The organism is Psychrobacter sp. NZS113 (assembly GCF_015864825.1).
Taxonomy (GTDB): domain Bacteria; phylum Pseudomonadota; class Gammaproteobacteria; order Pseudomonadales; family Moraxellaceae; genus Psychrobacter.
In genome coordinates, this window is sequence record NZ_JADYWL010000001.1 from 81737 (window position 1) to 94802 (window position 13066).

A 13066-nucleotide genomic window follows, 5' to 3' on the forward strand; every position below is an offset into this window, starting at 1 on the left:
GGTTTATAATATTGACAATATACGCACACAGATAGCTAATGGATTATAGTCCGTAGACAAGGTATTATTAAGCAGCCTAAGCCATTGTTCTGAATTGATAAAAATACAGTCATTTAAATAAGAGTAACTAAGCATGCAATTATCGATTAATCGAGAGTCGTTACTGAAAGCCATTAACTTGATCGCCAAGGCTGCTGATAAACGCCATAATATGGTTATTTTGGGCAATATTAAGCTACAGCTGTCTGAATCAGCACTTATTTTAACTGCCTCTGATTTGGAAGTAGAGTTGACGTCGACGTTGAAATTGCCTGCAGGTGCTTGTGTTGAAGCTGGAACAACCACCTTACCTGCGACGAAGCTGAAAGATATTTGCAAATCATTACCAGCACAAGCACAAGTTAATCTGGCAACTCAAGCGAATGAACGTTGCCTACTGACTAGCGGTAAGAGTCGCTTTACATTAGGTACATTGCCAGCCGAAGACTATCCAAGCTTGGGTAACCCAGAAAACATCACACCATTAATTATCAGCCGTAGCCGCCTTACTGATTTGATCCATAAAACTCAGTTTGCGATGGCGATTCAGGATGTGCGTTACTATCTAACCGGCATGTTGTTTGATGTATCACAGCAGCAGCTAACCACGGTTGCAACTGATGGACATAGATTGGCTTTAGCGCGTAGTGTCATCGATGTGAGTGCTGATCTGAATATGCAGGCTATCTTGCCACGCAAAGCTGTCATTGAGCTTGAGCGTTTGGCTTCTGAGCTTGGTAAAATGCTTGGTGATAAAGATAATCCAGTTACCTTAAGTTTTGGTCGTGAGTTTCTGCAAGTCAGCTTACCGTTTGGTGATGTTGATAGTGTAGGGCAGGTGAGTGATAATTTAATGGTCACTTTTACGGCACGCCTGATCGATGGTAAGTTCCCAGATTATCGCCGTGTCATGCCAAGTAATACGGATAAATTGGCTTTGTTCAACCAAGAAAAAATGACTGATGTGCTACGTCGTGTTGCGATTTTGAGTAATGAAAAATCTCGCGGTGTGGTTTTTAACTTTGCCAGTGACGGTATGGTAGAAGTACGTGCTAATAATGCTGAGCAAGACGAAGCGGTGGAAATGATACAAGCTAAGTATCAAGGTGAGCCAATGGAGCTATCGTTTAACGCTGCTTACTTACAAGATGTATTGGGCGTTATTCAAGGTGATTTGCAAATGCATATGAGCCAATCAAATGCTTCAGTGCTGGTTAACCAGCTGAATGATGAATTTCATCAGTATGTCATTATGCCAATGCGAATATAGTGATATTCATTTTATAAGGGTGGCAGAGTTGGATGTTGGAGCTTTATTTAAGTGCAAATTTACTCTTAGAGTGGATTTGCATTTTTAGAGTTTAGCCTCCTATATTTATATTTTATTCAACTTATGCCTGCTTTTTATATGCTATTTTAATAGGCGGTTATCGGTATTATGATTGAACGTCTGCAAATATCACACCTTCGAAACCTAACGCAAGTCAATCTACAGTCCGCTGCCTGTAACGTCATTATCGGCGCGAATGGTAGCGGAAAAACATCCTTACTTGAAGCCATATTCTTGCTGTCTAGAGGCAAAAGCTTCCGTCATCATCAGCCCAAGCGTTATATTCAACATTATCAAAATACCGTTACTGTACATGCTAATCTTAATGATAGCAGTACATTAGCTATCCAAAAACAAGCTGATGCTACCACACTCTTGCGTCTTAATCAGACGACTGTCTACAACCAAAGTATCTTAACTGAGCAACTGCCAACACTACTGATAGATCCTTCAACGATGGATATGTTAGAGCAGGGTAGCGCCAGTCGTAGACAGCTATTGGATTGGCTAGTGTTTCACATGAAACAGGGTTTTCACCCGCAGTGGGTTGCTTATCAGCGATTGCTAAAACAGCGCAATAGTTTACTAAAAAAATCGCGTCATTTGACTCAGGTGCAGCTTGCTGAGTTGAAATCATGGGATAAGGGCTTGAGTAGTCATGCAGCACTTATTCATCATTATCGCGAGCGGATATTTGCCGAATGGCAGCCTTATTTTGCTGAAAGCATTGAGCAGTTACTACCATCTTATGCTGAACAGTTGAGCTTAAGCTACAATGCTGGCTACGATACGAGTATTGCATTAGATGTGCAGCTTAACGAGCGACTAGAGCAGGATCTGCAGCTGGGATACACTCGTATTGGTAACCACCGAGCTGATGTTCATGTGCATTGGCATTCTGATGATTCAGTAGAGATGAATAGTGAGTATGCAAGTGCAGCGCTAAAAAAGGATGTTAGTGCTAAATTGCCGACTCTAAAAGAACAGGCCGCTAATGTACTGTCTCGTGGTGAAAAGAAGCTACTAATCACTGCACTACGGTTGTCTCAGTTACCGCTATTGCTCAATGCTGAACAGGATATTGATTCACAGAGAGACGGATTTAATACTAGAGCTACGCCAGTCGTATTGCTAGACGATATAACGGCAGAGCTTGATGGTAGGGCAATAGAGATTTTATTATCAACTTTATCGCAGTTACCCTGTCAGGTATTTATGAGCAGTTTGACCGATGATATCGTACCATTGGTCAAAGAATTATGGTCGAACCCTAATATGTTTCATGTGAAACAAGGCAACATTCAACCTCTTTAGTAATGTTCCTATACTACCTATTTCACCCTCACTTATTACCTCGTAACTCCTTTGTACCTACCATTACTTTCCTACAATACCGTTTATTTTTTGAGAGTCACTCATACTAAGAAAACTGTCAGTAAACAGTGACTTAGAAGCAAAAAAATGCTAAAATTAGGCTTTATTTTTATCCTGTTTTCAGCAAGTTGTTTAATAGCGTTATGTAGATATTTTTTATTATCTATAGGTTTCTAAGTGTTTGATAAGTATGTGTTTAATTGATTCTGCTAGCTTTAATAATGTTTAAAAAAAAGAAGCTGATTGTGAAGTTATAATGCACTGACTTTGTGTTCTCTGAGTCAATATCATCTCTGACGAAATTTTGGTTAATTATGTTTTAGCCAATGATGCGTATCGAAGATTTTTACTACAACAGTTGAGTCTAAAATAACGTTATGAGGCATCATCGTAGTGGTGAGTCCATAGCAAACGGCTGATTATGGCTAGATTAAGGAAGACACATGAGTGATTCATTACCTACCGACCACGAGCAACTGACATCAGATAGTATTGCTGCAACGACGGTGCCAGCTGTGGCGCCTGGAGTATTGCCCTCTGATTATAGCTCTAAAGATATTCGCGTATTACGTGGGCTAGAAGCGGTACGTGTACGTCCTGGTATGTATATCGGTGATACCGATGATGGTACAGGCCTCCACCACATGGTCTTTGAGGTAGTGGATAACTCTATTGACGAAGCGCTTGCAGGCCACTGTGATCAGATTGACATCATTATCCATGAAGACGAATCTGTCAGTGTGATGGACAACGGTCGCGGTGTGCCTGTCGATATCCATCCAGAAGAGGGTGTATCTGCAGCACAGGTCATTATGACGGTACTGCATGCGGGTGGTAAGTTCGATGACAATAGCTATAAAGTGTCAGGTGGTCTGCATGGCGTAGGCATTTCAGTGGTCAATGCCTTATCTAGAAAGCTAGAGATGAATATCTGGCGTGAAGGCTATCATTACAATCAGACTTATACTGATGGCGTACCAGATAGCGATATTCAACAGATGGAAGCGACGAATCAAACAGGTACGCAAATCCGTTTTTACCCTAGCAGTGATGTGTTCACTGGTACTATTTTTGAATATGACATTTTGGCAAAACGCTTACGTGAGCTATCATTTTTGAACTCTGGTGTGCGTATTGTATTGACTGATGAGCGCATTGATAAGCGTCATGAGTTTGAACATAAAGGTGGGTTGCTCGAGTTCGTTAGTTATATTAATGCTGGCAAAGACGGCGTCAACGAAGTCTTCCATTTTACCAGTCAACAAGACGACGGTATCAGCGTTGAAGTTGCACTTCAATGGACAGACACTTATAACGAAAAAGTACTGTGTTTCACCAACAACATCCCTCAAAAGGATGGTGGTACTCACTTATCAGGTTTCCGTTCAGCATTGACGCGCTGCCTGAATAGCTATATGGATCGTGAAAATTTATTCAAAAAAGAAAAAGTAGCTGCAACTGGTGATGATGCCCGTGAAGGTCTGACGGCTATCGTTTCTGTAAAAGTACCGGATCCAAAATTCTCTAGTCAGACCAAAGACAAGCTAGTATCAAGCGAAGTAAAATCAGCTGTTGAATCAGCGATGCATGATAAGTTTAATGATTATCTACTAGAAAACCCAAGTGCAGGTAAAGCGATTGCGAGTAAGATTATCGATGCGGCACGTGCACGTGACGCTGCTCGTAAAGCGCGTGAGATGACGCGTCGCAAGACGACTTTGGATATCGCAGGCTTGCCGGGTAAATTGGCTGATTGCCAAGAAAAAGACCCAGTATTATCAGAGCTATATATTGTGGAGGGTGACTCTGCAGGTGGTTCAGCCAAACAGGGTCGTAGCCGTAAAACCCAAGCTATTTTGCCATTAAAAGGTAAAATCTTGAACGTTGAGCGTGCTCGTTTTGACAAGATGCTATCTTCTGCTGAAGTAGGTAATCTGATTACGGCACTTGGTTGTGGTATTGGCCCTGATGAATATAATCCTGATAAAGTACGCTATCATAAAATCATTATCATGACCGATGCCGATGTTGATGGATCACACATTCGTACGTTGCTGTTGACTTTCTTCTTCCGTCAAACGCCTGAATTAATCGAGCGTGGTTATGTTTATATCGCTCAGCCACCGCTATATAAAGTGAAAAAAGGTCGTCAAGAGCTATACCTAAAAGACGATGAAGCACTTAAAGCGTATCTACTGTCATCGACAATTGACAATACTAAGCTACATATCAGTGCTGATGCGCCTGCGATCACTGGTCAAGCGCTTGAGACACTACTGAATGACTATAACCAAACGCAGCTGATCAAAGCCCGTTTACAGATTCGTTTCCCAGCGGTGCTTTTGGATGCATTGACGCATACACCAAAGCTGACCACGGATATGACTAACGATAAATCTGCTATGCAAGCATGGAAAGACGCTATGCAAACGCAGCTAGACCATTTCGGTAGTGATCTAAGTCCTGAGATTGAACTGATCAATATCCATGCACCGCAGCCAAAAAATATGGACGCGGCAGCAGCTGATTTACTGGGTATGAAGCCAGAAGTAGTAGAAGAAACTATCGACGGTGAAGCGTTATCTACCAAAGCACAGTGGCTACCACGTATCACGGTCTATGTGCATCAGTTGGCTCATCATTATCTACTGGATGCGAGTTTCATTAGTTCAGGTGAATACAGCAAGCTGTTGCGCTTGTCTGCTGAATGGAACACGTTGCTTGAGAGTGATGCCTTTATCCGCCGTGAAGCAACAGCGAGTACGACTAAAGACATCCCAGTACGTGACTTCGATTATCTCTGGCAGCAAATGATGGTTGATGCACGTCGTGGTCTAGCCATTCAGCGCTATAAAGGGCTAGGGGAGATGAACGCCGATCAGCTTTGGGACACAACGATGGATCCTGAAAACCGTCGTATGCTGCGCGTCACTATCGAAGATGCGATCGCCGCTGACCATATGTTTACGTGCCTAATGGGCGATCATGTTGAGCCGCGCCGTATCTTCATCGAAGAGAATGCACTGACAGTGTCAAACCTAGATATCTAAGTCTCAGACTATCATTAATGATATATAAAACACCGCTTCGATACTCGAAGCGGTGTTTTTGTTTCACGTGGAACAAAAAAACTGACTATTTTATGAGAAAAACAAAATGATTGAAGTCGTACTACTCGCTATCGCATTGGCAATGGATGCATTCGCTGTGGCTATTGGACTGGGTGCTAAGTCACAAAAACAGAGTAAGTCGTATTTACTACTATTAGGTATTTATGCAGCATTATATTTTGGAATCGCGCAGGGCGTAATGCCGCTTATAGGTTACTTGTTAGGTGCAGCATTATTAGGTTGGTTGGCAGCAGCTGCACCTTGGATTGGTGGATTTATTCTGATCGCTCTCGGCGGAAAGATGCTTTACGAAGTATTTACTGCGGATGAGGAGGATGCTGTTGATAGTGCACTTCACACAAAGGGCGATGCTATAAATGCTGATAGTGAGGCAATGTCAGTTAGTCATAACGGTCATAAAACTATCAATCACCGCACCTTATTTACGCTCGCCATTGCGACGAGTATTGATGCGATGGCAGCAGGATTTACACTTAATTTGTTAGAACTAAATGCATGGTTAGCTTGTTTAATCATAGCGTTGATCACTGCTGGATTTAGTTTGTTTGGTGTTTATTTAGGCTGGCGATCTGGTACATGGCTAGAGGATAAAGCAGAAGCGCTAGGTGGGTTGGTACTTATATTAATTGGGTTAAAGGTGATGTTTTTTAGTTAATATAGTCAAAGAATTACTAAATTGCTACGGCGTTACCCTCCTTAGATGTACGAATTGTACTATCTGCAGTCGGCTGCCTTGTATCTATTTTAGATTTCTTTGACTATCAGTTGTTTTCCAAATTTATTATTCTCAATAAAAAGCACCGCTCTAAACTGTAGAGCGGTGCTTTTTTGTTTCACGTGAAACTTAAGTAGATAAGCTTCTAACGGTTACTCTTCGTCAGTGTTAAAGCGCCATGCCAATACACGGGTGCTCTTTTGACCCTGACTCATCTCGATAATACGCATTTGAGCGACATCAAGTTGCTTTAATAATAGCTGTAGAGGCTTTACGTTTTCAGACTTTGATACTAGGGTCGTAAACCAACCGACATGCTCTGCAAAATCTTGGCTCTCTTTTGCCATTTTGGTCAAAAAGGCAATCTCGCCACCTTCACTCCATAGCTCTTTATGCTGACCACCGAAGTTTAGGTTTTGTGCCGCATTACCTGTCTTCGACGAACTGCGGCTTATTTGCTCGTTTTCATTTTTGCCGCGATGTCTTTGCAAGTTATGCTGCTTGCGGCTGTTGGATTCCATCGCTTCTTCTAATGAGGCATGGAATGGAGGGTTACAGACCACCACATCGAAGTAGTCTTGACGACCGATGATGCCTGCGAACATATGCTTAGGATTGGTTTGCAGTTTTACTTTTACCGCACCTTTTAGCTTTGGATTGGCATCGCAAATCAGCGCGGCGGTATTGACCGAAATTGGATCAATATCGCTGGCAGTAAAGCGCCAACCGTAGCTTTGGCTACCAATAATTGGATAGATAGCACTGGCACCCGTTCCAATATCTAAGGCGTGGATTTCTTTACCTGTCGGCGGTGTGTTATCTGCATTCACATGAGTGGTTTGCGCAAGCAAATCAGCGATATAGTGAATATAATCAGCACGTCCTGGGATAGGCGGACACAAATAGCCTTCTGGAATGTCCCAAAACTTCACGCCATAATAATGGGCCAATAGCGCCTGATTGAGAACACGTACAGCTTGGTGATCCGAGAAGTTAATCGTCGGCTCGCCTTTAGGGTTGGTAATAGTATGATTGGCAAGCTCAGGCAACGCGCGAGTCAATACCGCAAAGTCATAACGACCTTGATGCGGGTTACGCGGATGTAGCTGACCGAGTTTTTTGGCGGTCGCCGGCGATCTGTTTCTGTGTGTACTATTTGCTGGAATACGGGTCATAGTGTGTGGCTTTGATGTTTGAATATAATCAACCATTTTAGCAGATTTCACGAGTAACGAATGTCTTATCGACTACGTAAAATCAGATTTAATCCCAATACTATCATCGCTGTACCCAATATGCGGTCGATCCAATGCTCAAAACGTTGAAAGCGGCGATGAATAGCAGGAATAGAAAGAAGCATCACGACCGTACTAAACCATGCCATTTGTAAGACCATCATCCATACGCCATAAATGGCCAACTGCCACAGCGGTATATCAGGTGACAATACGAGTGTGAATATCGCGACGAAATATACGGGCGCTTTTGGATTAAAGACATTGCAAAAAAATCCACGACGCAACGTAGCAAAGGTGGATTCGCTATTGCTTGGTAACTTTTGGGTAGAGATATCTTTAGTTAGAGGTATGGTTTGGCTAGTAAGCGCATCCTGTGAAACGTGAGCGCTTGAACTTACTTCTGAATCTGCTGCATTTGTTAAGTTGGCTAAATCTGATGGCTTTTTAGGCTTGGCTTGTATGCCCTGCCAACCAAGATAAATCAGATAACCACCGCCCAACCATTTGATAGTAGTCAATAGTGGCTGCGAATGTGCGATGACCGTCGCCAGTCCCAACACTGAATAGATAATGTGTACGGCAAGACCCAAGGTAATACCGAGACTACAGATCAAACCTGTGCGTCGACCCTTTGCCAACGTCTGCTGCGATACCAAGACAAAGTCAGGTCCCGGGGAGGCTGCAGCCAGTAAGTGGACTGTAGTAATCAGCAAAAAACCGTGCCAAAATTCCATAGAATGCTCTGAGTAATGCCTATATTTTCCTTATGGTTACACTTAACATGAATTGGGTCAACTGATATTGATATGAGCTTTATTCGTAGCAGTTCTACTGCTTGTGTTATCGCGCGAGGATGTCTATATTAAAAGTGGGTTTATCGACAAATTTCTATGAATCTATTGCCGAATTATCATCTTCATTGGCAAGACCTGTATTGGTAAGAACTGTATGGAAGATAAATGATCGCTGTGACTGAGGATATATCAAGGCTATCAAGGATATCGAGGCGCAACGACATAACCACCCATTACATAATAATGATTATTTCAATAAGGACAGAACCATGACTACGGACAGCAACGCAACAGAAAACCGCATCACTTATAACACGCAAGGCCATGTTTGCCTTGTCGGACTCAATCGCGCCAATAAACGTAACGCCTTTGACAGTCATATGATTGGCCAGTTGTCTGATGCGATGACACGCTACGAGCAAGACGACAACTTACGCTGCGCATTGATATTTGCGCATGGTGATCACTTTACCGCTGGGCTGGATTTGGTCGAGCTACAAGATAAGCTAAACGATGGTGTGTTTGAATTTGATGGTAACCAAATTGACCCATGGGGCATCAGTGGAAAACTGCGTACTAAGCCAGTAGTGGTCGCGGTAAAAGGCACATGCTTCACCGTGGCTATTGAGCTAATGCTAAATAGTGATGTGGTCATCGCTAGTGACAACTGCAACTTTGCACAAATGGAAGTCCAGCGCGGCATCATGCCTTTTGGCGGGGCGACGGTACGCTTTGTCGCGGCAGCAGGCTGGCAAAAAGCCATGCCGTATCTACTCACTGGGAAAGCATTCGATGCGCAAACGGCTGATAGGTTAAATTTAGTCAGCGAAGTGGTAGCCAATGGTACTGAATATGAGCGTGCATTGACGTTGGCGCAAGAGATCTGCAAAGCCGCGCCTTTGGGTGTGAGAGGGGCCTTGTCTTCAGCACAAGATGCTAGCCGTAATGGGGCAGCGACTGCATTGGCTAATATTCATAGCTATCTGCCACCGCTCTTTCATTCAGAAGATGCGAAAGAAGGTGTAATGGCGATGGTTGAGAGACGTGAGGCTGAGTTTAAGGGGTGTTAGACTTAATAATATAAGGTCAACTATGATGAAAGGATTATTTCTATCAGTAGGTTTGTTTTTGTGGATATCATCAGGGCATGCATATATTCAAATGCATGAGAAAAATCATGCCCAAACGAAAGTACAAAGCTGCGACATGATCGACGCTTATGATGACCATCTCCATGAGAGATATAATGCTCCAGAACCAGATATAGAAATCCAAGGGATGATTGAGGCATGTCAACAATCCGTATTAGAAAACCCTAATAATCCGTATTATATCTATCAACTGGCACAAGCTTATTATAATCATAAAGATTATGCCCAAGCCTACTCTTATTACCTGAAAGCAGCGCAGCAAGGTTATGCACCTGCTGAGCAAAGTGTAGGTAAGCTTTATAGAATGGGCAGAGGGGTTGCTCAATCTGATACTGAAGCGGCTAAATGGTTTTTAAAAGCAGCAAAGCAAGGAGATACCCATGCGCAGTCTGATTTAGGTGGAATGTATTATCAAGGTCGTGGTGTGGTGCAATCTCATGAACAAGCGCTAAAGTGGACGCTGTTAGCCGCTGAACAGGGCGATTCTTATGCTCAGTATAATGTGGGGCTAATCTATGAGACGGGTAGAGGGGTTGCTCAGTCATACGAGAAAGCCATAGAGTGGTATCAAAAATCTGCTGATCAAGGTAATGCTTCTGCACAATCCAAACTGGACTACCTACAACGCTAGGTTTATGTATCTCGCACTTGTATACACTCTTATCAGCCAAAAATTCATCATACAAACTAGCTATACCAACCAAAAAAACCTCGCAATCGCGAGGTTTTTGTTTTATCTATTATGACTGGCTATAACGTCAGTGTTAACCACTCAACTACAATCATTTAGCTTTTTGGTAGTAATCAACCATCATAGTGCCTAAAGTGCCGTTGTCATCGATCGTGACTATTCTAACGGTACCTGATTGTGCTGCTGTACTTGATTGTACTTGTCCGGCACTACCTAAGACAACTTGGTTGTTTTTAGCTGCCTTTGCCTCGTTACCGATAGCGATGCTATTCATGCCAGCTGCCATAGATTTATTACCGACCGCGACCGAGTTTGCACCTTGTGCTGCTGCCGCTTCACCGACTGCCGTAGCACGAACGCCACTAGCGTCAGCCAAATGACCGAACGCTTGTGCACGCTCGTTTGTGGCTTTAGATTTCCAGCCGATAGACGTTGAGCCTAGACCAGCAGCGTTTGCTTCGCCACCCACAGCCGTTGCTGAGTTTAGACCTGCATTGGCTTTGTTACCGACAGCGACTGTATCGTTAGTACCACCAGCCATGGCTGCTTCACCAACTGCGGTAGAGCGTACACCGCTAGCATTGGCTAGATGACCGAACGCTTGCGCGCGTTCAGCGGTGGCTTTTGATTGCCAACCGATAGAGGTTGAGCCTAGCCCTGCTGCATTGGCTTGACCACCGACAGCCGTTGCTGAGTTTAGACCTGCATTGGCCTGACTACCGATAGCGACGGTATCATTAGTGCCGCTAGTCGTGGCAGCGTTGCCAAGAGTGATGGCGGTACTGCTAGTCGCAGTTGCAGTGATTGGAGCGTCTGACATTTTATGCTCAGCACCTGTTGCCATTGTCGTGCATGCCGTGGTTGCGGCGATAGCTAAAGTAAGGGCGCTAATCTTGAGTGCTGTACTCTTAAGTGCTACGTTTGATAGAAAGTCCATTTTCATTATGCATCGTCCTGTAAAAAAGCCATAGAGACTTTATGGTGGGGTTATAGGTGACTTGGAATCATCAGGTTGTTAGTATTAATATACTGTGATGACATGAGTTCCAATCGGTACGTAAAATTAACTATACGACTTTCACATTAACTTATAATGACAATTCAATCAATAAATGCTTTATACCCTTTATATGCTCAAAGAGTGGTCAAGCGGAGAATAGATAGTTATGCTCTAAAGGCACGCTAAAAAGGCATGCTAACTATTCGTCTATTGATACAAATACAATAAAGTATATCGGTAACGTAGTACATATACGGCACTGTATTTTTTTTACCCAAAACCATTATTTTTATAATTAAGAAGAAGTCCAATGCAATACAACTTTGATGAGATAATCGACAGACGTGATACAGGCTCACTTAAATGGCATTATACCGATGACACGATTCCGTTGTGGGTCGCAGACATGGACTTTAAAGCCGCCCAACCCATCTTAGATGCCGTTGAGAAGGTCGTGCAGCACGGCATATTGGGTTATACCAAACCCACCGATGCCTTATATGACTCAATCATTAAATGGCATGGCAGTCGTTATGATTTGCAGCTTACCAAGCAAAATATTTTATTCTCTCCCGGTGTCGTCCCAAGTTTAGCGCTAATGATGACTGTCTTTACCGAAGTAGGCGAAGCAGTATTAGTGAATGATCCTATTTATACACCTTTTATGAGCAAAGTTGAGCAAAATGGTCGCAAGCTTGTGCTCTCTGCATTAAAGGAAGTCGAGGGTAAATATCATTTAGACTTGGCTGATATCGAAGCCAAAATTATCGAGCATGATGTTAAGCTTTATCTACTCTGTAATCCACACAATCCGGGTGGGCGCGTGTGGACGATTGATGAGCTTGAAGCATTACTTTCTATTTGTAAAAAGCATAACGTAGCGATTGTCAGTGATGAAATCCATCAAGACTTGACCTTGAACGGTCACACATTTATACCGTTTCTAACGCTAGCAAAAGGCTATGAGCACAACGTGGTTAGCCTGACATCAATGACCAAAACCTTTAACATCGCAGGCATCAAAGGCTCGATGATATTTGCGACAGATAAGGCATTAGTCAAAAAAATTAGCCAGCAGCAGCACTTAAATGATGAATACGAGCTAAATTTATTTGCTTATACGGCCATGCGTGTGGCTTATGAGCAGGGCGATGAGTGGTTGGCGCAGGCGCTGAGCTATATCGAAGCCAATATTGATTTAACGGTGCAGTTTTTAGAAGAGAAGTTGCCTAAGATTAAGGTCATGCGCCCAGAGGCCTCATACTTAATTTGGGTAGATTGCTCAGCATATGCTAAAGACGATCAAGTGCTTTATGACACGCTTAGAGAAGCTAAAATTGAGCTGAGTGCGGGATTTAAATATGGTGAGGAAGGGCATCTTAAAATGCGTATTAACGTCGCATGTCCTAGGGCATTGCTGCTAGAAGGGCTCAATCGTATGCATGCAGCGTTGGCTGATGTTGTTAAACCCTGAGTGATAGCGTCAAGCTTTTATAAAGTGGCTATATAACAAAAAATCTAGATAACAAAAAAGGCTGGACTATCAAGGTAGTCCAGCCTTTTCCTTACTTTAAAACAAGGTTAATGGTGATTTTATTAGTAA

General features: G+C 43.1%; 10 protein-coding genes. 7 read left to right on the forward strand and 3 right to left on the reverse strand.

Going from position 1 to position 13066, the window contains the following annotated elements:
• The first annotated feature begins 133 nt into the window (after positions 1–133).
• The 4 genes from dnaN (at position 134) to I6E61_RS00390 (ending at position 6529) form a co-directional block, all read left to right on the forward strand.
• Positions 134–1309, forward strand: coding sequence for a DNA polymerase III subunit beta (gene dnaN / locus I6E61_RS00375; protein WP_197128464.1), 1176 nt, complete (start codon positions 134–136; stop codon positions 1307–1309).
• Between the two features lie 168 nt (positions 1310–1477).
• Positions 1478–2683, forward strand: a complete 1206-nt coding sequence (locus I6E61_RS00380) for a DNA replication/repair protein RecF (RefSeq protein ID WP_197128466.1) — start codon at positions 1478–1480, stop codon at positions 2681–2683.
• 503 nt (positions 2684–3186) lie between these two features.
• Positions 3187–5793: a DNA topoisomerase (ATP-hydrolyzing) subunit B gene (gene gyrB / locus I6E61_RS00385; RefSeq protein WP_227685611.1), complete on the forward strand. Its 2607-nt coding sequence runs from the start codon at positions 3187–3189 to the stop codon at positions 5791–5793.
• Between the two features lie 106 nt (positions 5794–5899).
• Positions 5900–6529, forward strand: a complete 630-nt coding sequence (locus I6E61_RS00390; protein ID WP_197128468.1) for a manganese efflux pump MntP family protein — start codon at positions 5900–5902, stop codon at positions 6527–6529.
• 212 nt (positions 6530–6741) lie between these two features.
• On the opposite strand, the gene rlmF is transcribed toward I6E61_RS00390, so the two are convergent.
• Together rlmF and I6E61_RS00400 are read right to left on the reverse strand one after the other, a co-directional pair.
• Entirely contained in the window at positions 6742–7800 is a 1059-nt protein-coding gene (gene rlmF / locus I6E61_RS00395; RefSeq protein WP_197129416.1) for a 23S rRNA (adenine(1618)-N(6))-methyltransferase RlmF, read from the reverse strand.
• 29 nt (positions 7801–7829) lie between these two features.
• Complete coding sequence (locus I6E61_RS00400; RefSeq protein ID WP_197128470.1) at positions 7830–8561, reverse strand: LysE family translocator; 732 nt, start codon at positions 8559–8561, stop codon at positions 7830–7832.
• A gap of 329 nt (positions 8562–8890) precedes the next feature.
• On the opposite strand from I6E61_RS00400, the gene I6E61_RS00405 reads away from it, so the two are divergent.
• Positions 8891–9691: a crotonase/enoyl-CoA hydratase family protein gene (locus I6E61_RS00405; RefSeq protein WP_197128472.1), complete on the forward strand. Its 801-nt coding sequence runs from the start codon at positions 8891–8893 to the stop codon at positions 9689–9691.
• A gap of 25 nt (positions 9692–9716) precedes the next feature.
• Entirely contained in the window at positions 9717–10403 is a 687-nt protein-coding gene (locus tag I6E61_RS00410; RefSeq protein WP_197128474.1) for a tetratricopeptide repeat protein, read from the forward strand.
• Between the two features lie 151 nt (positions 10404–10554).
• Here the strand turns inward: I6E61_RS00410 and I6E61_RS00415 are convergent, their stop codons facing one another.
• The gene (locus I6E61_RS00415) at positions 10555–11406 is read right to left on the reverse strand and encodes a hypothetical protein (protein WP_197128475.1); all 852 of its coding nucleotides are present in this window, start codon (positions 11404–11406) and stop codon (positions 10555–10557) included.
• A 367-nt stretch (positions 11407–11773) separates the two neighbouring features.
• On the opposite strand from I6E61_RS00415, the gene I6E61_RS00420 reads away from it, so the two are divergent.
• Positions 11774–12937: a MalY/PatB family protein gene (locus I6E61_RS00420; protein WP_197128477.1), complete on the forward strand. Its 1164-nt coding sequence runs from the start codon at positions 11774–11776 to the stop codon at positions 12935–12937.
• Positions 12938–13066 lie beyond the last annotated feature (129 nt).